We start from the raw sequence: 25,854 nt of genomic DNA, 5'->3' as shown, positions 1-25,854 counted from the left end.
TGGATGAGCTTGCCTTATCAAGACCTGGTTAAGCCCGTGCGGCAATTGAGCATTTTCAGGGCGTGATGCGTCAGCATCGCAGCGCCCTGTCATTACTTGTTACTTCCCGGCGAATACGCGCTCGTAGACAGCGCTGATGGCAGCTGCTTCCTTTTCGAGCGGGAAAGTCGCGCGAACATGCCTGAGAGCATTCTCGCCATCGCGTTCCGCCAGTGCCGGATCTGCCAGATAAGGTTCGATAGCCTTGCGCAGGGCATCTCCGTCACCGGCCGCAACCGATGTTCCGGTGCCTTCCACGATCATTTCCGCATAGGCACCCGCATCGCTGGCAACGACTGCCGTTTGCGACGCCATGGCTTCCAGCGGTGTCAGCCCAAAACCTTCATTGCGCGAAGGCGCAACATAAAGCGTCAGGCGGCGATACCAGACGCGGATATCCGGCACTTCCCCCAGAATGAGGATACGGTCCTGCAAACCGGCAGCGGCGATCTTCGCCTTCAGCGCATCCTCGAAAGACTGGTGTTCTGCAGTCGTGCGTCCGGTGATGATGGCCGTCCAGTCCGGATATTGCGGCAACAGCGCAATCATCGCATCGACGAAAAGGTCTGTTCCCTTGGAGGAACGCACGCGACCGAAACAACCGACCGCATATTTTCCGGGCAGGCCCGACGCCGCGAAACTGTCCTCATCGCCGACAGGAGGATGGAAACGCTCCAAGTCCACGCCATGCATGATGACCTGATGCGGGACTTCGAGAAAGCTTCCCGAGCGACCACTCGTTGCAATCACCGCATTCATGCGGCGGATGAGCCATTTGGTAAACGGCTTGTGGTCTCGCTGTGCAGCTGAGGTAAAGATCAGCCTCAGTTTCATGCGCAGCACATCGCGCATGAAAATACCGGCGAGCATTTCAATATTGCGCCGCGCATGCCAGATGCGGAACGGTTTCGTCGCTGGCTTTGACCAGAAGGACCAAAGAGCGCTCCGTCCCAGATGCGGAAGCGTATCCGGCAGGCCCGGCCCCATCGTCGCAATGTTCAGCCCCTTTGCGCGCTGCAAGGGGATCAGCTGAACGATTGTCGATGTGACACCGGAGAGGCGGCGCTTGAAATTCGGCGCCACTACCTCGACGTCCTGAACCCGAACCGGTCCGGAATCTGGCTTATGCACGGACACGGAAATCAGACGAACTTCAAACCGACGATTTCGTAGGAACGCGAACCGCCCGGTGCGTTGACTTCAATCGTATCGCCTTCGCCCTTGCCGATCAGCGCACGCGCAATCGGCGATGAAATGGAGATGCGGCCTTCCTTCACATCGGCTTCCTGATCGCCAACGATCTGGTAGACCTTCTCTTCATCCGTATCCTCGTCAATCATGGTGACGGTGGCACCGAACTTGATGCGGTCACCCGACAGCTTCGAGACATCGATAATCTCGGCGCGCGCGACCAGATCTTCCAGTTCGTTGATACGACCTTCATTCAGGCTCTGGGCTTCTTTCGCAGCATGATATTCGGCGTTTTCCGACAGATCGCCATGCGCACGTGCTTCGGCGATCGCCTCAATAATCCGAGGGCGCTCCGATTGCTGACGCCAGCGCAGCTCTTCCTTGAGCTTTTCGAAACCGCCAGGGGTCATAGGGAACTTTTCCATACCCAGTCCTTTCCTTCGTCCGGTACTCACCTCTCCCCGAGGTCCTGCACGCACCGGCATCTTGATTTGCCCGCCTCACCTCGCGCAATGCTTGGATAGTGCGAGGCGCTTTTCGAAGGCCAACCAGCCTCCGACACACAAAAAGAAAACGGTCACCGAAACATCCGCCTCGGAACCGTTCGAATAGCCGTTCACAGAACTATAGCATTTCCATCAACCATTTCACGCGGAAAAATATATCTCTGTCAACTGTGCCCTTAAGCGGCACCTATTGCGCGTTAACCGGCCAGCTCGCGGGCCACTTCTCCGGGCCTCCGGCATAATTGCCATCGCAATCGCCTTTTGAACGTTCCTGCACCAGAACGAAACGCACCCGGCCCTCGCCGCTGTCAGTAGCTTTCCAGACATCGTAAATGCCGCAATCTCCAAGCCCTCTCCCCTTGAAGAAGGCCGCCAGCGTCAAGGTTTTCTGGGTCCAGTCGATGTTCCATGCCGTGTCGGTCACAGTCGGGCCATCGTCGGAAATGGTCGGTAGCGAGATCGGCACAGTCTTGTTTTCGTAGCGGCTGTAGAAGGCATAAGGCTGATTGTAGGCGCCCGGCGATCCGCATGGCAGGCCGATAAGATCGAGGCCATCGGCAATCTTCGTCTCGAAACCGCCTGCATTGCGGAACGTGCCGGGGCTTGCCCCGCCACAGACCGCCGCCTCGTCGGAAAAATCCTTGCGGATGTCAGCCGGTATCTGCTCGACCGTTTCGATCAGCTTGAGCTGTGGCGGAACAGGCGCCGGTTTGCTGCCCTTGACCTGCAATGCCTCGACAGTTCCGTCGCGCGATTGCTGTTCGTCCACATAGATCAGCCCGCCGACAAGGCCCGAAAGCGAATAGGTCGAGGTCTTTCCGGCAAATTTCAGTTGCAGTTTCTGACCGTTCTTCATCCCGTCGAGCGCCTTGACCACATCGCCCGTATAATCCAGCTGATCGTCCTGCGCCTTCAAAGCCGAGACATCGACATCGAGCAGTGTTTGACCGTCGATGGAAATCTCCAACTTGCCAGTTTTCTGTGATGGATCGACATAGGAAAGCCGGAGTAGCGGCTTCGAGCCTGACTGGCTGCTGCGAAAGATGCCAAGCCCCGGCGCGCCATCGCTTGCGACCGGCGTAAGGGTCAAAGTGCAGTTTTGCGCGAAATCGCACAGAACCAGCGTGTCGCGAACCTTCTTGAAAGCAGCCTGCGATTCCCCACCCGCCAGAAACAGCATCGTTGTGGCAATCGATGCCACAACAGCGGATTGACGATTTAAAGAGAGCATAAAACACTCCGTCGGTAAGAAATCGCTCTAATTATAATCAGACTATGCATGAATGTCGCAGAATCGGAAGTTCCCTTGCCGCCTGCCCATAATATTGCCTATAGCATGACGACCGGGAAAGGCTGAAAAGCGTCCGGTTTCTCTTTCTGCAATGACATATCCCGAACCGAGGTAATGATGACGCGCGTACAGGCCAATATGCTGCTGCTTCTGGCAGGCGTCATCTGGGGCATGGGTTTCGTCGCCCAATCGACGGCAATGGCCAGTATCGGCCCGTTTCTGTTCATCGGTATCCGCTCGGCAATCGCCGCCCTTACTGTCCTGCCATGGGCCGTAGCCGAGGGCCGTCGGGCAAGGACCAGCCTGAGCCGCTCGAACTATCTCTTCTTCATGTTCATCGGACTGAGCCTGTTCACCGGGCTTGTTCTCCAGCAGATCGGGCTCATCACCACATCCGTCACCAATGCCGGTTTTCTGACCGGGCTCTATGTCGTCATGGTGCCAGTGCTTGGCGTCGTCCTGTTCCGCACTTGGCCGCATCCTGTCGTCTGGCCGAGTGCGGCGGCATGTCTGGCAGGCATATTCCTGCTTTCCGGCGGAACGTTGACTGCGCTCAAGCAAGGTGACTGGCTGGTCATTTGCGGCGCGGTCTTCTGGGCCTTGCAGGTGGTCCTGATCAGCAGGGCAAACCGTGCAGGACGGCCGATAACACTGAGCTGCATCCAGTTCGCAACCAGCGCCTTCGCAGGCCTTGCTATCGCCTCCATGATCGAAGACTTCAACTGGACGGCCATCGCACTCACCTGGAAGGAAATTCTTTTCACCGGCGTCTTCTCGTCCGGCATTGCCTTCACCTTGCAGGCCATAGGACAGCGCTATACGACTTCCGCACAGGCCGCGATCTTCCTGTCGTCGGAAGCGCTTTTTGCGGCCCTGTTCGGCGCGCTCTTCCTCGGCGAGCGGGTGACCTTCATAGGCTTTATCGGCTGCGGACTGATCTTCGCCGCCATGATGGCGGTGGAACTCATTCCCATGTTCTGGAAACGCAAGTCGGCTCTTGTTCCTGAACCTGCCGAGTAAAGTGCGTCAGAGCCTGAATCAAAATGGTGATTTTCGAGTACCGGAGCGTAGTGTACTTTTGAGCATGGTCCAGAAAAGTTGCAGACTTTTCGGATAAGACTATGCACCAGAGAAAGCTACATGAGCGTCGGCACGCAGATAATTGCCATTTGCAGCCACACAGGACGACTTTTGGAACAGCCTCTACCCCTTGAAAATAAGAGCTGCCCCACCCGCTATGAGCGCAAAGCCCAGCAGATGATGCCAGGTGAAGGCTTCCTTGAGATAGAACACCGAGAACAGGCTGAAGATCACCAGCGTGATGACTTCCTGAATGGTCTTCAGCTGCGCCGCTGAATAGACCTCGTGCCCGATGCGGTTGGCCGGAACCGCGAGGCAATATTCGATCAGAGCGATGCCCCAGCTGATGAAAATGACGGTAACGAGTGGCGTGCTGGTGAATTTCAGATGCCCGTACCAGGCGAATGTCATGAAAACGTTCGAGCCGATGAGAAGCAGGATCGGCAGGACGCTTGGCGAAATCAGTGCTGACATGGAAATGACTTCAGGGACCGGGAGGATGTTGTCGGCGGCATGGCCCGAAACCGCTGCATGGTGATAGAACAAAGGCGGCATTTTGCCAATCCTGCGCGCTGGAGCGCGTTTCACACCAGCCAAATTATGCTCTGGCCGCTGCCCTGATTACGCCACAGCACTTAACGCGAGCGCTGACTCTTCCTTTACGCTTCCAAGCTAATATTCGTGGAACGCCATCGGTCTGGTCTCCTGAAGAAAAGGTATGGACATGAGTTCTGCGTTGTCCGCCACCGCTCCAGTCAGCCGCCAGCGCTCCCGGTTGCGAGGTCTGGCCCCATCCTTGTCCCTCGCCTTGCTGGCTATCATCGCCGGTTGTTCCGGTGAAAGCGCCCCGCGCCCGCAGGCCAGTGTCGGCAATTCCGACGTGATGGTTCCCGATGCACCGATTGCAAATGCTGCCCCGGTTGTAGACGCACCCGTCATGCAGGAGCCACAGCAAGAACGCATCGTCGGGCTTGCCGAGGAGGAAGAGAACCACGTCACGCAATCCACGCAGCAGAGCCAGCCGCAATATTCCGGCGACTATGGCTTCTCAGCCCCGATTCAAAATCCGGTAACAGCTGCCGAAAACATCTATACGATGTCCAATGCGGAAACCGCCTGCCGCACGCGCCTGAAACGGCTCGGCGTCGTCTTCAAGGAAAAGCCGCCGATCTATCGCAGCAGTTCCTGCCAGATCGCAAATCCCATCGAGGTGTCCGGCTTCAACAGCGGCTCCATCGCGTTCAAACCGGCGGCAACACTGAACTGTCAGGTGACCGAGGCCTTTGCCCGCTGGATCAAGGGCGACCTGCAACCTGCCTCGCGGATGCGCTATCTGTCCGGCGTGAGCACGATCTATAATGCCGGGGGCTATTCCTGCCGCACCATGAACAGCCGTCGCGGCGCGAAAATGTCGGAACATTCACGCGGCAACGCCATCGATGTCACCAAGATCGTGCTGAACAACGGCAAGAACATCATGGTGCGCAAGCCGGGCTTCTTCGCCTTCCGCGAAAAGGGCCTGCTCAACAGCGTTCGCTCCGATGCATGCGGCTATTTCTCGACAGTTCTCGGCCCCGGCTATAACCCGGAACATGCCGATCACTTCCATTTCGACCTGATGCAGCGCCGCAGCGGCTATCGCGCCTGCAAATAGAGCATTTCCAGTAAAAGTGCGAAGCGGTTTTGCGTAGGATAATGCGTGAAAACAATTAGATAGAGCGGTTCCAACCACCGGTTTTAACCGGAACCGCTCTAAATAAGCCCGGCACAATGCCGGGCTTGACGATGCTTTATTCCTCCGGCGGCACCGGCGTCGGCTTGCCATTTTCATCCAGAGAAACCATGACGAATTCGCCATGGGTCACGAGATCCATCTGCTGGGTCAGGTAACGCTGTGCCCAGGCTTCCACCCGCAGCGTGATCGAGCTGCGCCCAACCCGCGTAATCTCGGTATAGACGCAGAGCGCGTCACCGATCTTCACCGGCTTGGCAAAGGACATTTCACGAACCGCTGCCGTCACCACGCGGCCCTTGGCGCGTTCTGCAGCACGAATGCCGGATGCGGAGTCCATCTGCGCCATCACCCAGCCGCCGAAAATATCGAACGCCGCATTCGCATCCTTGGGCATGGCCGGAACGCGCAATGTCAGCATGCCCTTCGGCGCATTATCAGTATTCATCGAAGTCGGTCCTTAAGTGCTTGAGAGAGTCGCCCTTTAATATGAGACAAGCCCGCCACGAAGAAAAGTACCGCATGAAGCGCTTAAACCGTTAGTGTGAAAGCCGATTTCAAGAGGTCGATATTCATTAATCATGAATTGAAATCGAAAAATCGTGATGCACGTAAATAATAATCTTCATGTTATAAGTAATTAAAGAAAGTATATTAGAGGAATGATATATGAAACTATCGGTTAAGTCCTCCATAGTTACATTAGCACTTCTTGTTTCAACGAATGCTTATGCATCATCGGCAATTGTAACATCGACGATTAATCTTCGCGTCGGCCCGGGCACCCAGTACGGAACCATCGGGGCGATCCCGAATGGCGTCGGTATTACGGTGGCTGGCTGCACCAGCGGCTATGGCTGGTGTCAGGTGACCTATGGCGGCATGACCGGCTGGGCTGCATCGAGCTACATCGCCATTCAGACAGGCAACGGCTACACGACGAACGACAATTTCGGATCGACCGCCGCAGCGGTTGGCATACCGCTCATCGCAGGCATCGCCATCGGTTCGGCACTGGCGGCCAACAGCGGCCCCTACTGGGGCCCCGACTGGGGTCCAGGTCCTTATCGCGGCTGGAACGGTGGCGGCAATGTCTATAATGGCTGCATCGGGCGTAATTGCCAGTCGAACAGGGGACCAGCACGCCCACACTGGACGGACCGTCCCGGCTGGAACGATCATCCGGGCTATCATCCCGGTTTTGGCCCCGGCTTCGGGCATGGTTTTGGCCCCGGCCCTCGCATGCGTCCCGGCGGCAGGCTGTAAAGCCGCCTCTGGAACCACACCTCCTGACAACCTTCTGTCAGGAGCATCGCCAGATAGAGTAAGGGTGCGGAGGATTTCGCCTCCGCACTCTTTTCATTTGGACGCTGAAAATCCATATTGAGGGCATGGCTTCCTCAAAAGACAAACACTCCCAGGATTCGCACGACAAGGCTGGCGGCTTCGGTGAAGCACCACAAGCCGAACTTTCCGGTGCGCCCCTTTCCGGCTCCATCGCCGGCCCCATTGCTGATTGGGCGAAGGAAATCGGCGACGAGGCTGCGAAACCACGCGCGAAAAACCCAAAACAACCCAAGAAAATTCCCGAGCGCAGCAAGGAAGCGTCGCGCAGCGGGCGCGGTACGTCCATGGGCGGAGCTGCATCCGCCAAGGAGCGGGCGGCGGCTGGCCTCAATCCGGTTGCCGGTCTCGACATCAGTCTGGAAGACGCTGCCGGACTGAACCCGTCCGGTGCAACCGCAACAGTTCAGGCCCTGTCGGACCTGATTGCCTCCGGCAATCCGCTGTTCAAGAACGGCGAACTCTGGACGCCTCACCGCCCGGCACGTCCGGATAAATCCGAAGGCGGCATCGCCATCGAGATGGAAACCAGTTTCGAACCGTCCGGTGACCAGCCGACGGCTATTCGCGATTTGCTGGAAGGGCTGGACAACGACGACCGCACGCAGGTCCTACTCGGTGTCACCGGTTCGGGCAAGACCTTCACCATGGCGCAGGTCATCCAGCGGACGCAACGCCCTGCCCTGATCCTGGCGCCGAACAAGACCTTGGCCGCACAGCTTTATGGCGAGTTCAAGAGCTTCTTTCCGAACAACGCCGTCGAATATTTCGTTTCCTACTACGATTATTACCAGCCGGAAGCCTATGTGCCGCGCTCGGACACTTATATCGAGAAGGAATCGTCCATCAACGAACAGATCGACCGGATGCGCCACTCGGCCACCCGCGCGCTGCTCGAACGCGACGATGTGATTATCGTCGCTTCCGTATCGTGCATCTACGGTATCGGATCGGTCGAAACCTATACGGCCATGACCTTCGAAATGAAGATCGGGGACCGGCTCGATCAGCGCCAGCTGCTCGCCGATCTCGTGGCCCAGCAATACAAGCGGCAAGACATCAATTTCGTGCGCGGCTCGTTCCGCGTGCGCGGCGACACGATCGAATTGTTCCCGGCTCACTTGGAAGATCGCGCCTGGCGCATTTCGCTTTTCGGCGATGAGATCGAGACCATCACCGAGTTCGACCCACTCACCGGCCAGAAGACCGGCGATCTGAAATCGGTCAAGATTTATGCGAATTCGCACTATGTGACACCACGCCCGACCCTCAATCAGGCGATCAAGTCGATCAAGGAAGAGCTGAAGCATCGCCTTGTCGAACTGAACAATGCCGGGCGTCTGCTGGAAGCCCAGCGCCTCGACCAGCGCACGACATTCGATCTCGAAATGCTGGAAGCAACCGGTTCCTGTGCGGGTATTGAAAACTATTCGCGCTATCTGACCGGCCGCAATCCCGGCGAGCCGCCGCCGACGCTGTTCGAATATATTCCGGACAATGCGCTGGTTTTCATCGACGAAAGCCACGTCACGGTTCCGCAGATCGGCGGCATGTATCGCGGCGACTTCCGCCGCAAGGCAACGCTTGCCGAATATGGTTTCCGTCTGCCATCCTGCATGGACAATCGCCCGCTCCGTTTCGAGGAATGGGACGCCATGCGCCCGCAGACCATTGCCGTTTCGGCAACGCCGGGCGGCTGGGAAATGGAAGAAGCTGGCGGCGTGTTCGCAGAACAGGTCATCCGCCCGACCGGGCTGATCGATCCGCCCGTCGAAATCCGCCCTGCCAAGTCACAGGTCGATGACGTACTCGGCGAAATTCGAGAAACGGCACAGAAGGGTTACCGTACATTGGTCACGGTGCTGACCAAGCGCATGGCCGAAGACCTGACGGAATATCTGCATGAACAGGGCGTGCGCGTTCGCTACATGCATTCCGATATCGACACGCTGGAGCGTATCGAAATCATTCGCGATCTGCGTCTCGGCGCCTTCGATGTGCTGGTTGGTATCAACCTCCTGCGCGAAGGTCTCGACATTCCGGAATGCGGCTTCGTCGCCATTCTCGATGCCGACAAGGAAGGCTTCCTGCGCTCGGAAACCTCACTGGTTCAGACCATTGGACGTGCAGCGCGTAACGTTGACGGCAAGGTCATTCTCTACGCCGACAATATTACCGGCTCGATGCAGCGCGCGATGGATGAAACCAGCCGCCGCCGTGAGAAGCAGGTTGCCTATAATGAAGAGCACGGCATCACGCCTGCCTCGGTGAAGAAGAATATCTCGGATATTCTTGGCTCGGTTTACGAGCGCGATCATGTCCGCGCGGATATTTCGGGCTTTGCGGAAGAAGGCGCGATGATGGGCAACAATCTTGCCGCCCATCTGGAGCATCTGGAAAAGCAGATGCGCGACGCCGCTGCCGATCTCGACTTCGAAAAGGCCGCGCGCCTGCGCGACGAAATCAAGCGGCTGCGTGAGACGGAACTGGCTATTGCCGACGACCCGCTGGCACGCGAGTTTGAGGCGGGCGATGCAGGCGCAGGCCGCAACAAGGGCAAACCCACCGGCAATTCCCGTTTCCGCAAACCGGCACTGGATGAAATGGGCGCCGATACGACGCGCCCGCTTGGTAAGCCGTCTTTGTTCCAGAAGCCGTCGCTTGACGATATGGGACCGGGCACCGACATGGCAAAACCGCTCTTCCGCAAGAACACACTCGATGAAATGACGGTCAAGCGGACCGAAGTGCCAAGTGGCGGCGACGATGCCGCAATCCGCCGTGAGCGCGCAGGCATCGGGTCTTACGAGGACCCTGCCGAAACAGCGCGCAAGAAACGCCGCCCCGGCAAGACAGGCCGACCGGGACGGTGACCGAGATCGTTGATTATGTGTTGGAATACTTACCGATCTTCCAACACATCACGAACGGCCATTCGATTTTCTATACTCAGCGGCACTGCCCGCCATTCATAATGCGATAGCCTGCACGGTCGGCTTCGCAACGGTTGGGGAAAGTGCGCCTGTCGTTACCGCGTCTTGCGCAAACAGGCATATATTCCCGCGTGCAAGCACCCGCGCCCGGCCTGCCCGGTCTGTTGCCCTGATGCGGCGGACGCATGCCGCCTTCGCCGCCCCATCCCGGACCCGGTCTTGATGAGCACTGGCCATTTGCGATGACGCGATAGCCCTCAGCTCTTGCCTGACAGGAATTGCCGAAGGTCTTGCGCGAAGAACCGCGCGTGGCGCAGACGGGAGCATAGATCATCGGGCACATCTGCGGCTGCGACGGTCCAGGGCGAATCGGCGGACCATAATCCGGGCCGCCTTCGGCAACACAACCGGCGAGAAGCAGAGCGCCCGCAAGCACAGCCAATTGTCTGAATCGATGAAACTGCATTTTCCTCTCCCTTGTCCGGATAAATCCGATCTGTCCCGGTCACTAAAATGGCGCAACCTACGATAAGAGCAAGTCTTTTCGTAAAAGTGCAAAACCTTGCAGATCATATCGACAACCCGCCCATATAGGTTACTTTGGCCGAAGTTGAGGGGCGGAACAGGCAGCATGAAACGTTATCGGCACGGCATAGCATTTATCCTGGCTTCGCAGCTTTTCAGCCTGCCTTCCGGCGTGGCTGCATCCTATGCAGCGAGCGAGCCAAACCCGCCAGTCTATGCGCCGCCTTTACCGCCGGAGAAGAAAGTCCCGACCGTTGGCCGCATCTGCCAGCTCATCGGTGCCAATGCCGACATCCACGGCATCCCGCGCGACTTCTTCGCCCGGCTCATCTGGAAAGAAAGCCGTTTCGATCACAACGCGGTCAGCCCTGTCGGCGCTGAAGGCATTGCGCAGTTCATGCCTTATACTGCTAAGGAGCGTGGGCTTGCCGACCCTTTCGACATAGAACAGGCCATTCCCGCATCGGCGAGTTTCCTGCGCGACCTTAAAGGCGCTTTCGGCAATTGGGGCCTTGCAGCCGCCGCCTATAATGCAGGGGCCGGGCGTGTTTCCAGCTGGATGCGGTCCGGCGGATTTCTGCCGCTCGAAACTGAAAATTACGTGCTGGACATTACCGGCGCACCTGCCGACGATTTCGCGGCAGGCAAGGAGGTCGTGAACCGCCCGCTCGATCCCAAGCTCGCCTTCGTCGATGCCTGCAAGCGCCTGCCGATCATCCGCAGCGCCACAATTCCGATGTCGCGCGTGAAACCTAAGCCATGGGGCATTCAGGTCGCTGGCAATTTCCGCCGCAGCGCCGCTGCCAATCAATGGGTGCGCCTGCGCAAGCAGTTCAGCGCCGTGCTGGCAGGCCACGACCCCGTTATCAGCCGGATACGGACGCCGATGGGACGCCGTGGCATCTATGCAGTACGCATCGGCGCCAACAGCCGCGGAGAAGCCGACAGCATTTGTGCGAAGCTGCGCGCCGCCGGTGGCGCATGCATAGTTTCGCGCAATCGATGAAAATACCAGGACATATCCGTTTAAATTCGCGATATATTAGGGTTAGCCTGTTCTATTTTGGGATTGAGTCGATGATTTTCTTGAAACAATCGTAAAAAATTCTGACGATACCGGTTCAAAGATAACCAATCATGTTCCCCCCAAAGAATTTGCTTGCCAAATACCGCTTCATAGATCAGTCTCCACCTGTTCGGGCATTTAGCGAACAAATGGAAGACTGGAAGAACGGCGCGCCGGGGCCGCTATAAGTTCCGGGTCGAAGGCTCCCCTTCGGCAATGATCGGTTCCTTCCCAATGTCGAGAACTGCCTGCATAACCCTCTGCCGGGTGTGTGGTGCGCTTGGCAGAATTTGTAATACCACTGTCTCCACAAGAGCGGTGGCGCCAAGGAAAAGGAACGGATCCCATGGCACAGACCGGACTGGTCAAATTCTTCAATACCGAAAAAGGTTTCGGTTTCATCAAGCCGGACGACGGTGGCGCTGACATCTTCGTACACATTTCTGCTGTACAGGCTTCTGGCCTCACTGGCCTCGCAGACAATCAGAAGGTTTCCTACGAGACGGAACCGGATCGTCGCGGCAAAGGCCCGAAGGCCGTGAACATCACCGTTACCGGCTGATCGTTCATAAAAGAACCTACCACTTGCCCCGGCTTTTGCCGGGGTTTTTTATTGCCAGTATGCAACCCTGAACGGATGATCATTCAGGCGCGAAATATTACAGATGCTGCATGTAATTGACCGGAAACTGACAGCTTTCCATCGCCCTTCACCATTGTTCAGCCTCCATTCATGTCGAAACAGTTAATTAGTTATTCATAAACGATACGTGTGTGCCCGTTCGGCGAGCGTATCGGAGAAATTACAGTCGAGCTTCTGAAGGAGCGAACAATGAACCGATTTGCGAAAACAGCCATTCTGGCAGCGGCATCCCTTGCGGCAGTTGCCGCACCGCTTGCAACAGCATCGGCAGATTCCTGGGGTCGCCATGGCTGGGATCGTGGCGGCTGGGATCGTCCCTACTACCGCGACCGGCATCGCAACCATGGCGACGCCGTTGCCGCAGGTGTGATCGGCCTTGCAGCAGGTGCCCTCATCGGCAGCGCGCTGAGCCAGCCACAACCGACCTATGTGCAGCCTGCCCCGGTCTATGCACCGCCTCCGCCGCCGCCAGCTTATTACCCGGCAGCCCCGGCTCGTCAGGCGACTTATTATCGCTCAAGCTATGAGCCATGGAGCCGTGGCTGGTACCAGTATTGCGCCGACCGTTACCGGTCATTCAATCCGAATACCGGCACCTATCGCGGTTATGACGGACGTGATCACTTCTGCTCCGCAAATTAAAGCACATCCCGAAAAGTGTGAAACGGTTTTCGGATAAGATGCGCGTCAAAACAAGTGATTAGAGCACCGATCTGCTTCAACCAGATCGGTGCTCCAAAGCAAACCATCCCGAGGAAAAGCCGCCTTTAAAGGCGGCTTTTTTTATGCATATCCGATGTCGTTCAAAAATGGATTGGAGCGCCGTTCATCACCGAACCGACCACCGGGACCATGCCCGCAAATGAAACCTATATCGTCCCCGAGCGGCAGCAGCTTTTCCTTGATGGAGCGAATCAGCGCCGCGTGATCACCGGCTGGCAGATCAGTGCGCCCGACCGAGCCGTTGAAAAGCACATCACCGACTATCGCAAACCGCGCTTCGGGGTTGAAGAACACGACGTGCCCCGGCGCATGGCCCGGCGTGTGGAAGACGTCGAATTCGTGCCCGGCGACGGAAACCTTGTCACCTTCATCCAGCCAGCGGTCCGGCGTAACATTGCGCACGCCTTCAGTGATGCCATACTTTAGGCCGGTCGCTTCCAGATTATCGAGCAGGAACTTATCATCCCTGTGCGGGCCGATAATGTCCACATTCAGGGCTTCCTTGAGATCAAGGGCTGCCGCAGCATGATCGATATGGCCATGCGTGATCCAGATGGCCTCGACATCGATCCCTTGGGAATCAATCGCCTCGCGGATGCGATCCAGGTCACCGCCCGGATCGATCACAACACCCTTCTTGGTCTCGCCATCGAACAGAATGGTGCAATTCTGCTGGAAAGGCGTGACGGGAACGATGATGGCCTGCAATTGCCCCATAGTCTTACTCCACTTGAATAAATAGCGGTCCGGAAGGTGCTTTCTGACACAGAGATAGTGTCCTGTGCCCGCCAGGTGAAGCTTTAAATAGATACGGGCGGCTGATAGCCGCCCGTTTTCCCTCTCCAGGATTGTTCGAGGTGCCTACTCCGAAAACCGTTTCACGGTTTCCGGGATAGGCCCCGACAGTTCGTCTTACCGGTTGTCCCCACAACCATGCAGTCTCCAGAGCGCATTTCGATCTGATTGAATCAGACCGGCGCTCCAACTGTTTGCTTTCACGCACATGTTACCCGATCGAAGCGGGATCAGAAATCAGTCCAGTGGACTGATTTCTCTGCGTAGGCGCTTCACACTTTTCGGGATGTCTTAGTGCGTCAGGCCTTGGCAGCCATCGCGTTCTTGATCAGGCCGACAACGGCCGTGAGCACGATACCGCCAATGCCGCCGCCTGCCAGCTGGCCGACAACACCGTTGAGAACGGAATCGAGGCCACCGCCAGACAACATCGGAAGCAGCTGCCCGAGGATGACACCACCGATGCCGCCTGCCACCGTGTTACCCGTGGTGCCCAGACTGATATTCTTCACTGCTCCGGCGATGTTGCCACCAACCGCGCCAGCCACAAGCTGGAGAATGATAGGTAGTAGAGATTCCATAATCGTCACCCCATCTGAGTTTTAAACCGGAATAGCGCGACTCCGGTAAAAAAATCTTGTGCCGAAACTTTCCAATGTCAAACAATAAGCGACGGAATAACAAAAAAGCGGCCCTAAGACCGCTCTTTTTCTGTTTAAAACTTGGTTCGGCACCTACTATTCGGCTGCCGCCCGCTTTGGCTGAACTTCCGCAGAATAGTCATTCATTAGAACATTTGTAATTTCGGAAGGTTTGAAACGGTATTGACCGATCTCGGATACCGGCGTCACTTCCGCTGCTGTTCCGCACAGGAAGCATTCGGAGAAACCGGCAAGTTCTTCCGGCATGATTGCCCGCTCGATGACTTCAATGCCGCGACGCTTGGCAAGATCAATGACCGTGCGACGCGTGATACCGTCAAGGAAGCAGTCAGGCTTCGGCGTATGCAGTGCGCCGTCCTTCACGAAGAAGACGTTTGCACCGGTTGCTTCCGCAACCTGTCCGCGCCAGTCGAGCATCAATGCATCGGCATAGCCCTTGGCTTCGGCGGCGTGCTTGGAGATCGTGCAGATCATATAGAGACCGGCAGCCTTCGAGCGCGACGGCGCAGTGCGCGGGTCCGGGCGGCAATATTCAGCGATATCGAGCCGGATGCCCTTCATCTTTTCTTCGGGCGAGAAATAGCTCGGCCATTGCCAGATGGCGATGGCAAGATGAATGCGGTTGTTCTGCGCCGAGACCCCCAGTGACTCCGAACCGCGCCAGGCAATCGGGCGAACATAGGCGTCTTCAAAACCCTGCTTCTTCAGAAGCTCGCGGCAGGCATCGTTGATTTCTGCAACGCTGAAAGGAATCTCGAAACCGAGAATGCGTGCAGATTCATGCAGGCGTTCGGTATGCTCATTGAGCTTGAAGATCTCGCCGCCATAGGCGCGTTCACCTTCAAACACCGCGCTCGCATAATGCAGACCATGGGTCAGCACGTGGATTTTTGCATCTTTCCAGTCGACGAATTCTCCGTCCAGCCAGATAAATCCGTCCCGTTGATCGAATGGAATCGCAGCCATTTTCTTGCTCCTAAATATTTCATCGAGCATTTCTTTTTTCAGGATGAAACCTTGGAAATGCCCTGTCTATGCATTTTGACGCGCATCCCGAAAATCGCCTCATACTTTTCGGGATGCGCCTCAGCAGCGCTGTCTCGATCTGGTTTCAGGTCGACTTCAGACCAGATAAACTTCTCCGCATCCCGTCTTCCCCAGCTAAATCGATATAACTGGTGAGACGGCCACCTTTTCCTGCGTAATTGCTGGCCTTTTTGTTCAAAATGCTTTGAGGTCACGCAAACATATTGCGCGAATCCCAGGCGGAGCATGCATGGAAAGAAAATAAATCCTCCACAGGGTTCGAATATTGCGGCAACCATCCCATCACCAACCCATTGAGACGGTGGCGGGAAGCCCGTTAGCGCAATTATTCCTCCTTCTTGCACGCATCAGCGCAAACATTATTCCAAAAAAGCCAGCTCACACTTATCGAAAATTATCTGGGCGATTGAATTATGTCAATAATGCTGACATATTTAACGCAGCAGAACGGAGCACCGATGTGAATTCGACGAACGATATGAATTATATAAGCAATCCGTTGACGGCTGAGGAGGCGGCCGACCTCAACGTGATCGAACTACTGTTTTTTTCCTATCGCGACTTTACCGCCGACCCTGATCTTATTCTGGAAAAGATCGGATTCGGGCGGGCGCATCACCGTGTTCTCTACTTCATCAACCGAAAGCCCGGTATGACGGTTGCCGAGCTGCTGGAGGTCCTGCGGATCACCAAGCAGAGCCTGTCGCGCGTGCTTAAACAGTTGATCGATACGGGGCATGTGGTTCAGGCCACCGGCCTTCACGACCGCCGCCACCGCAAGCTTTATCCGACCAAGAGCGGCCGCCAGCTCACGCTTGCCCTCGCCCTTCCACAGTCACGACGCATCGCACGTGCACTGGAGGACTGTGCGCCGCAGGACCGGGAAGTCATCGAGCGCTTCCTCTATAATATGGTCAACCCCGAGCGGCGCGCCCAGATCGACGAGTTTTCTGCCGAAGATAGTTCAACCAGACACCTTTGAACCGAGCGACACTGGGTTTGAGTGTTACGTCTAGTTGCACAAAGTGTCTGAATAAAAACGTCTGGCCGTGGCGAAAATGGTGGGTTTCGAGAACCAGAGCGCAGTGTACTGCTAAGCATAATCCCGAAAAGTTGTAGACTTTTCGGATAAGATTATGCGTCTGAGCAAGTACATGAGCACCGGAAGCGCAGAAAAACGCTGTTTGCGAGCCAAGGCATGGCGACTTTTGGATCAGACAATAAGTGCTTGTATAAAAACAGGTCCACGCAGGCAGTGAATGGACGTGCCGCATTCCAGTCGATAATATGTGCACCAAAGCATCGGGCATAAGCTGGAATGCTGAAGTAAAATTATCGGAATGGGATCGAAAGACGCCATGGCTGTAGAAGAAGAAAAGACGCTCTCGGACGACGCGCCACATCTCCTCGTCGTTGACGACGATACGCGTATCCGCAGCCTTCTCTCACAATATCTGACCAATAGCGGATTCCGTGTCACCATGGCTGGAAGCGCTGCCGAAGCGCGCCGCAAACTGGAAGGCATCGATTTCGATCTGCTGATCCTCGACGTCATGATGCCGGGAGAAACCGGCGTTTCGCTGACGCGATCGCTGCGCGAGCAGAAGAACGTCCCCATCCTGATGCTGACGGCATTGTCGGAAACCGACAGCCGCATCGACGGTCTGGCTGCCGGAGCGGACGATTATCTGCCCAAGCCGTTCGATCCCCGCGAGCTGACGCTTCGCATCAACAATATCCTGCGCCGCGGCGCGCCACCCGCACAGCCGAAAATCGAGCAGATCGTGTTCGGCCCCTATACTTTCTTCATCCCGCGCCGCGAGCTGAAAAAGGGTACGGAAACAATCAAGCTGACGGATCGTGAGCAGGATATCATGGCGATTTTCGCCGAGCGTGCCGGCGAGACGATCCCCCGCCATGAGCTGACCGGTCAGGATGGCGATGTCGGTGAACGCACGATCGACGTCCAGATCAATCGCCTTCGCCGCAAGATCGAGCAGGACCCGGCCAATCCGGTCTGGCTCCAGACCGTGCGCGGTATCGGCTACAAGCTCAGCATCGAATAGCAACCATCGGCAATCAGGAATATCGCGATCAGAAAATGGTGTTTTCTCAAAACGCAGAGCGGCATGTACCAAAGGTGCAGCCGCAATGTTGTTCATGGAAAACGCCATTTGCAGACAGCAATATTTCCGGAAGCGTTTTTCGAGCCAAAAAGTGTGAAGCGGCTTTGCGACAAAATAAGTCTTTTGAGCGCAACCACAGGGTACTGAGGGACGTTTTAACACGATGAAATCGCCCTTGAGAAAATTCTCCCGCTGGTTGGCGCGCATCATGCCGAAGGGGCTTTATGCGCGTTCGCTCATCATCATCATTGCCCCGATGGTTCTGCTCCAGTCCGTGATCGCCTATGTGTTCATGGAGCGTCACTGGCAGATGGTGACCGAACGACTGTCGACCGCCGTTGTGCGCGATATTGCAGGCATCATCGACATTCTCGAAACCTATCCGCAGGAACCGGGCTACGACAATCTCATCCGCATCGCGCAGCAGCGGCTGGCGCTGAACATTTCGATCCTGCCGCCCGATCCGCTACCACCTCCCGGACCAAAGCCCTTTTTCGCCATTCTCGATTACTTCCTGAGTGAAGAGATCACCCGCCAGATCAATCGGCCCTTCTGGGTCGATACGGTGGGCGATTCCGATCTCATCGAGATCAGGATCAAGCTTGAGGACAAGGTGTTGCGCGTCTTTGCGCGGCGCAGTCAGGCCTATGCATCCAATACAGGCATCTTCCTGACGTGGATGGTGGGCACCGCGCTCGTTCTGCTGATCATCGCCATCGCATTCCTGCGCAACCAGATCAAGCCGATCCAGCAGCTTGCCGAGGCCGCAGAGAGTTTCGGCAAGGGGCGTCCCATGCCGGAGGGGTTCCATCCGCGCGGAGCCGAGGAAGTGCGCCGTGCAGGCATCGCCTTCATTCAGATGCGCTCGCGCATCGAACGCCAGATCGAGCAGCGCACTGCCATGCTTTCCGGCGTCAGCCACGATCTGCGCACCATTCTGACCCGCTTCAAGCTGCAGCTTGCGCTGGCTGGCCACTCGATCGACACCGAGCCGCTCAATCAGGATATTGCCGACATGCAGACGATGCTCGAAGGCTATCTCGCCTTTGCGCGCGGCGAAGGTTCGGAGGAAACCGCGAGCTACGACGTCACGAGGCTTTGCGAAAAACTGGAGCATGAAGCACGCCTGCGCGAGCGCGGCTTCAAGTATCATATTGAAGGCGACAGCGAGATCCATGTGCGTCCGAACGCCTTCTCGCGGCTGGTCAGCAATCTCGTATCAAACGCCTTCCGCCATGCGCAGAATGTCCAGCTGTCGATTTCGCATGTTGAAGGCTGGCTGAAAGTCGTTGTGGACGATGACGGGCCGGGCATTCCGGAAGACCGCCGCGAAGACGTCTTCAAGCCTTTCGTCCGGCTGGATGAAGCGCGAACGCAGGATTCCGGCGGCACGGGCGGGCTGGGGCTTGCCATCGCACGCGATATTGCACGCAGCCACGGTGGCGACATTACGCTGGAAGACGCTCCGACCGGCGGCCTGCGCGCGACCATCCATATTCCGGCTTAGCACTACAGTTGCATTCTTCGTGATGCCGGGCTGCAAAGAGCGTTTTGTCTGCGTTCCGGTGCTCACGTACCTTCAAGTACGCTCCGCTCCGGTACTCGAAAATCACTCTTTTCGCCACGGCCTGACGAATTTGCAACTGTAGTGTTAGAGCATGTCTCCAGAAAATGAGAACCGGTTGCGGGATAAAGACATGCGTGGAAACAAATAGTTAGAGCAAGCCCCGCACGTGGAGCAAGGTAACGCCTCCCCCCTCATCCTGAGGAGGTTCCTGAGCTTGCGAAGGAACCGTCTCGAAGGACGAGGGGGAGCCTCTTTAATTTTCCCTCGTCCTTCGAGACGCCGTTTTCAACGGCTCCTCAGGATGAGGGAGAAACGCGCTTGCTTAACGCGAAATCATCCGCTCTCAATAAAGCTTGCCACCATTCGGCACGGGTTTGTCGATTGCAGCGAGAACCACTTCGCCATCTTCATCCGGCATGCCGAGTGTCAAGACTTCCGACATGAACGGGCCGATCTGTCGTGGCGGGAAATTCACCACGGCCATGATCTGTTTGCCGATGAGTTGCTCCGGCGTGTAGTGCCGGGTGATCTGGGCTGACGACTTCTTGATGCCGATCTTTTCGCCGAAATCGATCTTCAGCTTGAAGGCGGGCTTGCGCGCTTCGGGAAATGGCACAGCTTCCACAATGGTTCCGCTGCGGATATCGACCTTCTCGAAATCTGCCCAGGTGATGGTGGTTGCTTCGCTCATTTTTTCACTCCCCGGCCCGCGCTCCCGGCCTCGCAGAAAACCCGGCGCGAGCGCCGGGCCAAAATTCAACTGATTTGTAGTCAGGCGCGACCGACGGTCTCAAAGACGACGCATTCAAGCGCTTCACGCGCCGTAACGCCCGACCAGACCACAAACTGGAAGGCCTGGAAATAGGCTTCGCAAGCTTCCAGCGCCGCCGAAAGCAGCACTTCCACCTGACGGCTCGTCGGTTCCGCACCACCTGCCAGCAGCAGCGACTGGCGATACATGATCGCGCCTTCCTGCTGCCAGAGATCGAAATGGCCCATCAGAAGCTTTTCATTGATGAGCGACAGCAGGCGCATCACTTCGTTCACACGTGGCTCGGCCACCTTGATGTCGAATGCGCAGGCCAGATGCAGTGCCTCGAAATCCTCCATCCAGGAAAACGAGATGTGATAGTCAGTCCAGTTGCCCGCAACCGAAATTGCGATTTCGTCGTCGCCAGTCCGCTCGAACGTCCAGTCGTTTGAATGCGCGACCTGTTCGATCACATCCACCGGATGTGCCTCACGTGCGAATTCAAGCTCAAGAAGGCTCATGTCCGTTTCCTGTTCTGGGAACCATCTGCCCCCAGATGCTTCCTAATTCCCGGCGCGCAAGTCATTGCTCGCCCGTGCCGGCCACCGCGCAAGAACAAGCGCAGGAAAACAGGCACGAATTGATCGGTTGAGGAACCGGCATGCACAACGGCATGCAAGCGCCTCAATGGCACACGCACATACGCAACTGATACTGGAAAGCAGCCTGAAAGACGCGAAACCTGACACTCAGCCCCTCGCCGCCGCCTACATGACCGCGTTACGAATCATGTAGTGTTTTCAGTCTATTGATGCTGAATCTGAACGCCAGCCCCTTTTGAACAAAGAGCCGTGAAAGCATGTGGAAATATACGAGGGACCGACCGCGACCCTTGCCTTAACCGACTCTAAGACAAGGGTTTTTGCCACTTGCGGCCTGTTAATAAATATTCAGGGATTATTTTTGGATTTTGCCGAAGATGAAGCCGATTTTGCCGGTTTGGCATCAGAATCAACTTCGAATTTCGCAAGACGTGCTTCGAGAGCTTCGATTCTTGCCAGCAACGCGCTGTTTTCCGCACGCGCCTTGATTGCCATTTCGCGAACGGCTTCGAAGTCTTCGCGCTGTACGACATCGAGCGTGTTGAGCACACGCTCGCTCTGGGAACGCAACGCCGTTTCCACTTCACGGCGCACGCCCTGCGCAGCGCCTGCCGCATCCGTCACAAGCTTGGCGAGTTCATCGAGAACCCGGTTCTGTCCGCTGGTCATGGCAATCATTCCTTATTTCCAGGTGAGACCTGTTGAAAACATAAATTTGAAATAGGGCCGTCTCAGTTCCGATGCAAGCGCAGCTATAGAAAGTGATCAGGTTCGGCGCACTTGAATCAAAACCACGGGCCACGCGAAAATGACGGCGACCGGGAACCGGAAGCGCCACTAGCGAATGTACTTAAGGCTACCTTAAGGGTAGATCAGCACCGGAAGCCCGGAAAACGCTATTTGCAAACGCTATTTGCAAACGCGATTTGCAGCCGACGGGAACAGCTTGACCACAACGGGTCGGTCCAGCATGTTCCGTCACAAAACGGAGTGATTTCATGATTGAGACGTTGCTGCCCGCATCGGCGCTCGCCTTCCCAAATATCGATCCGGTGATCTTCCGGGTCGGACCGCTGGCAGTGCACTGGTACGGCCTCGGCTATGTCGTCGGCATCATGTTCGCCTGGTGGTACGGCAAGAAGCTCCTACGGAGCCACCGCCTGTGGGCCAACAACCAGCCGCCCATGGCGCCGGAAGCCCTCGATGATTTCGTCATCTGGGCAGCGCTTGGCGTCGTGCTCGGCGGTCGTATCGGCTACGTGCTCTTCTATAATTTCTCCTATTATATCTCCAACCCGCTTGCCATTCCGGCGGTATGGGATGGCGGCATGTCGTTTCACGGCGGCATTCTGGGCACAACACTCGCCATGATCCTGTTTGCCCGCTCGCGTGGCATCAAGGTCTGGAGCATGTTCGACACGATTGCCGCCGGTGTTCCTGTCGGGCTTGGCGTGGTGCGCGTCGCCAATTTCATCAATTCGGAACTTTGGGGTCGTGTCAGTGATGTGCCATGGGCAGTCTACTTCCCCAATGGAGGCCCGCTGCCGCGTCATCCAAGCCAGCTTTACGAAGCTTTCCTTGAAGGTGTGGTCCTCTTCTTCGTACTGTTCCTCCTCGTCTGGGTCGGACGCAAACTGAAGAAGCCCGGCTTCATTGCTGGCGCTTTCGTCACAGGGTACGGCCTCAGCCGTATCGTGGTCGAATTCTTCCGCGAGCCGGATGCGCAGCTCGGCTATCTGTTTGGCGGCTGGCTTACCATGGGCATGGTCCTCTCGGTGCCGATGGTACTGATCGGGCTTTGGGCCATGTGGCGCGCAAACCGGACTGCAGCCAAGGATGCCTGATCTTTCGCTGAAAGACCGGCTGAAACGCCTGATCGCCACTTCCGGGCCGATCAGCGTCGCCGATTACATGGCAGCCTGCCTCGGCGACCGCGAGTCAGGCTATTATACGACACGCGAACCTTTCGGACGTGACGGCGACTTCATCACTGCGCCGGAAGTAAGCCAGATGTTCGGTGAACTGATCGGCATCTGGTGCGTCAGCGAATGGGATGCGCTGGGACGACCGGACAATATCGTGCTTTGTGAAATCGGCCCCGGTCGCGGCACGCTGATGAGCGATATGCTGCGCACCATTGGCAGGCTCGCCCCGCAAATGCTGGGCCATGTGCGTGTCGCCATGGTCGAAACGAGCCCGCGCCTTGCCGAAAAGCAAAAGGAAAAACTGTCCGACGCAGGCGCGAAGATCGACTGGTTCGAGCGCTTTTCCAACATAGCTGACGGGCCGCTGATCCTCGTGACCAATGAGCTGTTCGATGCGATCCCGTTTCGGCAGTTCGTCAAGGTCGATGGCCGCTTTGTCGAACGGATGATCGCGCTCGACGAAAAGGGCGAATTCCATTTCGTCAGCGGTCTGGGCGGCATAGATCCGGCACTGTTACCTGCAGGCCATGCGGAAGCACCCGAAGGTGCAATCTTTGAAGCGGCCCCGGCGCGCACCGCCTTGATGCAGGAAATCGCCAGCCGTATCGCGACCACACGCGGCGCAGCGCTCAACATCGACTATGGCCATCTGAAAGCCGGTTTCGGCGATACGCTGCAAGCCATGTTGAAACACGGGTTTGACGATGTATTTGCCAATCCGGGCATTGCGGACCTCACCAGCCACGTCGATTTCGACATTCTGGACAAGACCGCGCGGGCCAGCGGCTGCAAGACCGGAATGACGACGCAAGGTGAATTTCTGCTCGCAATGGGCCTGCTTGATCGCGCCGGACGGCTCGGTACGGGCAAGGACGCAGCGTTTCAGGAAAAAATCCGGCAGGACGTCGAAAGACTGGCCGCACCCGATCAAATGGGAACCTTGTTCAAGGTGCTGGCCATCAGCGATTCCGACACAAAACTCATTCCGTTTGCAGTTCCATGACGGCGAAAGCTTCGATTGACAAGCAGACTCTCCTCCCCCACCATCCCGCCGTTTAGTGTCTGGATCAAAAAGCGTCAGGCCGTAGCGAAAATGGTGGTTTTCGAGAACCGGAGCGCAGTGTACTTAAAGGTACATGAGCACCGGAAGCGGAGAAAAACGCCATTTGCAGCAAGGCATGGCGACTTTTGGACCAGACACTTTGGAAAGTGAAGCAAGATGACCGATATGCCGCAACCACTCCGCTCGCCTCTCCTTGAAAAGCCCGTCGGACAGAACGGGAAGCGGATCGCGCATGGCTTTTTCACCCGCAAGGGCGGTGTTTCCGATGGCATCTATACGGGCCTGAACGTTGGAAGCGGGTCAAACGATGTGCCGGAAAAAGTTGCCGAGAATCGCCGCCGCGTCGCCGAGAACCTTGGCGTTGCACCCGATCATCTCATGACCGTGCATCAGGTTCATTCGCCCGATGTCCTCCACGTCACCGAGCCGTTCGGCGCTCCACGCCCGAAGGCCGACGCAATGGTCACAAATGTGCCGGGCATCGCCATTGGTGCTTTGTCCGCCGATTGCGGGCCTGTGCTTTTTGCAGATCACGAAGCGGGAATCATCGGCTCCGCCCATGCCGGATGGCGTGGCGCTTTCGGCGGTGTCCTTGAAAACACGATTGAAGCCATGATCGGCCTCGGTGCGAAACGCGAGAACATCGTTGCTGTTCTCGGGCCGACCATCGGGCCGGAAAATTACGAAGTCGGGCCGGAATTCTATGCAGAATTCATCGGCAGAGATGCTGCCTACACCACCTATTTCCGGCCTTCCGACAAGCCGGAACACAAGCTGTTCGATCTGTGGACATTCATCACCGACCGGCTGACGAGGGCTGGTGTGCGGGCAGAATCCCTTCGCCAGTGCACCTATGCCGATGAGGAACAATTCTATTCCTACCGGCGCACCACCCATCGCAATGAACCCGACTACGGGCGTCAGATTGCAGCGATCGCCATCATAGAAGATTAGGAGAACCGCATGGCCCTTCACTTCGAGCCGGAAGAATTCGCAGCACGTCGCGACCGTCTGATCTTGAAGATGGAGGAGGAAAAGCTGGATGCGCTTCTGCTGTTCGCGCAGGAGAGCATGTACTGGCTGACCGGCTATGACACGTTCGGCTTCTGCTTCTTCCAATGCCTCGTCGTGAAGGCCGACGGGTCGATGGTGCTGATGACACGCTCCGCCGATTTGCGGCAGGCGCGTCATACGTCGAACATCGAGAACGTCGTCGTCTGGACCGATCGCGACAATGCCAATCCGGCTTCCGACCTTCGCAATATTCTGACCGAACTCGACCTTCTCGGCACCCGGATCGGGATCGAGTACCAGACACATGGCCTTACCGGCGCCAATGCGCGCAAGCTGGACGAACAGCTGCAGAGCTTTGCCAAGCTTTACGATGCTTCCGGCATGGTGGATCGCCTGCGGCTGCTCAAAAGCCCTGCGGAAATTGCCTATGCGAAACGCGCCGCCGAACTCAGTGACGACATACTCGACGCTGCGATAAAGCTCACCAAAGGCGGGGCGAGCGAAGCCGATATTCTGGCTGCGATGATGAGCACCAATTTTGCCGGCGACGGCGATTTTCCCGCCAACGAATATATCATCGGCTCCGGCGACGATGCCCTGCTCTGCCGCTACAAATCCGGTCGGCGCAAGCTGAACAAGAACGATCAGCTCACGCTCGAATGGTCGGGCGTCTTCCGGCATTACCACGCGCCGATGATGCGCACGATCGTCGTCGGCAAGCCGACCACACATCATCAAGAGCTCTATGCGGCTGCACGCGAGGCGCTGGAGGCCGTGGAAGCAGCCATGACGCCCGCCTCGACATTCGGCGACGTCTTTGACGCCCATGCGCGGACCATGGAGGCACACGGCCTTACCCGCCATCGCCTCAATACTTGTGGCTATTCGGTGGGAGCACGTTTCACGCCATCATGGATGGACCCGCAGATATTCTATGCCGGAAACCCGGAAAGCATCCAGCCGGACATGACGCTTTTCGCACATATGATCATCATGGATTCCGACACCCAAACCGCCATGACGCTGGGGCAGACATATCTCACAACAAATGGCGCAGCTCAGCCATTATCCCGCCATTCTCTTGATATGATTGTAAAATGAGGCGCAATCGGCGATAAAACTGCCACAAGCGCAACCCGGAAACTGCAAAGCGGCTTTCGGGCAAGATGCACGTCGATAAAATCGATAGATTATTTTGAACTGAAAATGCCCGACCGCAGAGAACCTGC

General features: G+C 56.8%; 27 protein-coding genes. 14 read left to right on the top strand and 13 right to left on the bottom strand.

Going from position 1 to position 25,854, the window contains the following annotated elements; all coding sequences use genetic code 11:
- Positions 1-99: 99 nt before the first annotated feature.
- The 3 genes from OANT_RS08645 to OANT_RS08635 all read right to left on the bottom strand — a co-directional run bounded on the left by OANT_RS08645 (position 100) and on the right by OANT_RS08635 (position 2,967).
- The gene (locus OANT_RS08645) at positions 100-1,170 is read right to left on the bottom strand and encodes a glycosyltransferase family 4 protein (RefSeq protein ID WP_040130094.1); all 1,071 of its coding nucleotides are present in this window, start codon (positions 1,168-1,170) and stop codon (positions 100-102) included.
- A gap of 11 nt (positions 1,171-1,181) precedes the next feature.
- Positions 1,182-1,655 (bottom strand): transcription elongation factor GreA, encoded by a 474-nt coding sequence (greA, locus tag OANT_RS08640; RefSeq protein ID WP_012091684.1) that lies wholly within the window; start codon positions 1,653-1,655, stop codon positions 1,182-1,184.
- Positions 1,656-1,923: 268 nt separating this feature from the next.
- The gene (locus OANT_RS08635) at positions 1,924-2,967 is read right to left on the bottom strand and encodes a DUF1176 domain-containing protein (RefSeq protein ID WP_012091683.1); all 1,044 of its coding nucleotides are present in this window, start codon (positions 2,965-2,967) and stop codon (positions 1,924-1,926) included.
- A 177-nt stretch (positions 2,968-3,144) separates the two neighbouring features.
- Between OANT_RS08635 and OANT_RS08630 the strand changes: the two genes are divergently transcribed.
- The gene (locus OANT_RS08630) at positions 3,145-4,047 is read left to right on the top strand and encodes a DMT family transporter (RefSeq protein WP_012091682.1); all 903 of its coding nucleotides are present in this window, start codon (positions 3,145-3,147) and stop codon (positions 4,045-4,047) included.
- A gap of 183 nt (positions 4,048-4,230) precedes the next feature.
- Here the strand turns inward: OANT_RS08630 and OANT_RS08625 are convergent, their stop codons facing one another.
- Positions 4,231-4,581 (bottom strand): DMT family protein, encoded by a 351-nt coding sequence (locus tag OANT_RS08625; RefSeq protein WP_040130092.1) that lies wholly within the window; start codon positions 4,579-4,581, stop codon positions 4,231-4,233.
- A 250-nt stretch (positions 4,582-4,831) separates the two neighbouring features.
- On the opposite strand from OANT_RS08625, the gene OANT_RS08620 reads away from it, so the two are divergent.
- Positions 4,832-5,761 (top strand): extensin-like domain-containing protein, encoded by a 930-nt coding sequence (locus OANT_RS08620; protein ID WP_012091680.1) that lies wholly within the window; start codon positions 4,832-4,834, stop codon positions 5,759-5,761.
- A 136-nt stretch (positions 5,762-5,897) separates the two neighbouring features.
- Here OANT_RS08620 and OANT_RS08615 read toward each other — a convergent pair whose 3' ends face one another.
- A complete protein-coding gene (locus OANT_RS08615) occupies positions 5,898-6,287 on the bottom strand; it encodes an acyl-CoA thioesterase (protein ID WP_010659642.1) in 390 nt (129 codons plus the stop codon).
- Between the two features lie 221 nt (positions 6,288-6,508).
- Here OANT_RS08615 and OANT_RS08610 point away from each other — a divergent pair, with 221 nt between their 5' ends.
- Together OANT_RS08610 and uvrB are read left to right on the top strand one after the other, a co-directional pair.
- Positions 6,509-7,105, top strand: a complete 597-nt coding sequence (locus tag OANT_RS08610) for an SH3 domain-containing protein (protein ID WP_012091679.1) — start codon at positions 6,509-6,511, stop codon at positions 7,103-7,105.
- 125 nt (positions 7,106-7,230) lie between these two features.
- The gene (gene uvrB, locus OANT_RS08605) at positions 7,231-10,056 is read left to right on the top strand and encodes an excinuclease ABC subunit UvrB (protein WP_012091678.1); all 2,826 of its coding nucleotides are present in this window, start codon (positions 7,231-7,233) and stop codon (positions 10,054-10,056) included.
- Positions 10,057-10,132: 76 nt separating this feature from the next.
- On the opposite strand, the gene OANT_RS08600 is transcribed toward uvrB, so the two are convergent.
- Complete coding sequence (locus OANT_RS08600) at positions 10,133-10,582, bottom strand: Kazal-type serine protease inhibitor family protein (protein ID WP_012091677.1); 450 nt, start codon at positions 10,580-10,582, stop codon at positions 10,133-10,135.
- Positions 10,583-10,747: 165 nt separating this feature from the next.
- Between OANT_RS08600 and OANT_RS08595 the strand changes: the two genes are divergently transcribed.
- The 3 genes from OANT_RS08595 to OANT_RS08585 all read left to right on the top strand — a co-directional run bounded on the left by OANT_RS08595 (position 10,748) and on the right by OANT_RS08585 (position 12,992).
- Positions 10,748-11,647 (top strand): SPOR domain-containing protein, encoded by a 900-nt coding sequence (locus tag OANT_RS08595; RefSeq protein ID WP_012091676.1) that lies wholly within the window; start codon positions 10,748-10,750, stop codon positions 11,645-11,647.
- A gap of 406 nt (positions 11,648-12,053) precedes the next feature.
- On the top strand, positions 12,054-12,269 hold the full coding sequence (locus OANT_RS08590) for a cold-shock protein (protein WP_010659637.1): 216 nt from the start codon (positions 12,054-12,056) through the stop codon (positions 12,267-12,269).
- Positions 12,270-12,539: 270 nt separating this feature from the next.
- Complete coding sequence (locus tag OANT_RS08585) at positions 12,540-12,992, top strand: BA14K family protein (RefSeq protein ID WP_010659636.1); 453 nt, start codon at positions 12,540-12,542, stop codon at positions 12,990-12,992.
- Between the two features lie 141 nt (positions 12,993-13,133).
- Here the strand turns inward: OANT_RS08585 and OANT_RS08580 are convergent, their stop codons facing one another.
- From OANT_RS08580 to OANT_RS26715, 4 genes are all read right to left on the bottom strand, one after another.
- Positions 13,134-13,790 carry an MBL fold metallo-hydrolase gene (locus OANT_RS08580; RefSeq protein ID WP_012091675.1) on the bottom strand — a complete coding sequence of 219 codons (657 nt, stop codon included), beginning with the start codon at positions 13,788-13,790 and terminating at the stop codon, positions 13,134-13,136.
- Positions 13,791-14,167: 377 nt separating this feature from the next.
- A complete protein-coding gene (locus OANT_RS08575) occupies positions 14,168-14,449 on the bottom strand; it encodes a hypothetical protein (RefSeq protein ID WP_010659634.1) in 282 nt (93 codons plus the stop codon).
- Between the two features lie 156 nt (positions 14,450-14,605).
- Positions 14,606-15,496: a branched-chain amino acid aminotransferase gene (locus OANT_RS08570; protein ID WP_010659633.1), complete on the bottom strand. Its 891-nt coding sequence runs from the start codon at positions 15,494-15,496 to the stop codon at positions 14,606-14,608.
- A 38-nt stretch (positions 15,497-15,534) separates the two neighbouring features.
- A complete protein-coding gene (locus OANT_RS26715; RefSeq protein WP_158304324.1) occupies positions 15,535-15,855 on the bottom strand; it encodes a hypothetical protein in 321 nt (106 codons plus the stop codon).
- Positions 15,856-16,037: 182 nt separating this feature from the next.
- On the opposite strand from OANT_RS26715, the gene OANT_RS08560 reads away from it, so the two are divergent.
- From OANT_RS08560 to OANT_RS08550, 3 genes are all read left to right on the top strand, one after another.
- Positions 16,038-16,559 carry a MarR family winged helix-turn-helix transcriptional regulator gene (locus OANT_RS08560; protein WP_010659631.1) on the top strand — a complete coding sequence of 174 codons (522 nt, stop codon included), beginning with the start codon at positions 16,038-16,040 and terminating at the stop codon, positions 16,557-16,559.
- Between the two features lie 376 nt (positions 16,560-16,935).
- The gene (locus tag OANT_RS08555; protein WP_012091674.1) at positions 16,936-17,643 is read left to right on the top strand and encodes a response regulator; all 708 of its coding nucleotides are present in this window, start codon (positions 16,936-16,938) and stop codon (positions 17,641-17,643) included.
- A gap of 223 nt (positions 17,644-17,866) precedes the next feature.
- Positions 17,867-19,210, top strand: a complete 1,344-nt coding sequence (locus OANT_RS08550) for an ATP-binding protein (RefSeq protein ID WP_012091673.1) — start codon at positions 17,867-17,869, stop codon at positions 19,208-19,210.
- A gap of 403 nt (positions 19,211-19,613) precedes the next feature.
- Here the strand turns inward: OANT_RS08550 and OANT_RS08545 are convergent, their stop codons facing one another.
- The 3 genes from OANT_RS08545 to OANT_RS08535 all read right to left on the bottom strand — a co-directional run bounded on the left by OANT_RS08545 (position 19,614) and on the right by OANT_RS08535 (position 21,292).
- A complete protein-coding gene (locus OANT_RS08545; protein ID WP_012091672.1) occupies positions 19,614-19,961 on the bottom strand; it encodes a tRNA-binding protein in 348 nt (115 codons plus the stop codon).
- 80 nt (positions 19,962-20,041) lie between these two features.
- Complete coding sequence (locus OANT_RS08540) at positions 20,042-20,542, bottom strand: type III secretion system chaperone family protein (RefSeq protein ID WP_010659627.1); 501 nt, start codon at positions 20,540-20,542, stop codon at positions 20,042-20,044.
- A gap of 429 nt (positions 20,543-20,971) precedes the next feature.
- Positions 20,972-21,292 (bottom strand): accessory factor UbiK family protein, encoded by a 321-nt coding sequence (locus OANT_RS08535; RefSeq protein WP_012091671.1) that lies wholly within the window; start codon positions 21,290-21,292, stop codon positions 20,972-20,974.
- A gap of 329 nt (positions 21,293-21,621) precedes the next feature.
- On the opposite strand from OANT_RS08535, the gene lgt reads away from it, so the two are divergent.
- From lgt to OANT_RS08515, 4 genes are all read left to right on the top strand, one after another.
- Positions 21,622-22,467 carry a prolipoprotein diacylglyceryl transferase gene (lgt, locus tag OANT_RS08530; protein ID WP_012091670.1) on the top strand — a complete coding sequence of 282 codons (846 nt, stop codon included), beginning with the start codon at positions 21,622-21,624 and terminating at the stop codon, positions 22,465-22,467.
- Entirely contained in the window at positions 22,460-23,551 is a 1,092-nt protein-coding gene (locus OANT_RS08525) for a class I SAM-dependent methyltransferase (RefSeq protein WP_012091669.1), read from the top strand. The genes lgt and OANT_RS08525 overlap by 8 nt, the downstream gene beginning before the upstream one ends.
- Positions 23,552-23,767: 216 nt before the next feature.
- A complete protein-coding gene (pgeF, locus tag OANT_RS08520; RefSeq protein ID WP_012091668.1) occupies positions 23,768-24,565 on the top strand; it encodes a peptidoglycan editing factor PgeF in 798 nt (265 codons plus the stop codon).
- 9 nt (positions 24,566-24,574) lie between these two features.
- Positions 24,575-25,726: a M24 family metallopeptidase gene (locus OANT_RS08515; protein ID WP_010659622.1), complete on the top strand. Its 1,152-nt coding sequence runs from the start codon at positions 24,575-24,577 to the stop codon at positions 25,724-25,726.
- Positions 25,727-25,854 lie beyond the last annotated feature (128 nt).

The sequence above is a fragment of the Brucella anthropi ATCC 49188 genome (genome assembly GCF_000017405.1).
GTDB lineage: Bacteria > Pseudomonadota > Alphaproteobacteria > Rhizobiales > Rhizobiaceae > Brucella > Brucella anthropi.
This window is presented reverse-complemented; position numbering and strand designations above follow the sequence as displayed.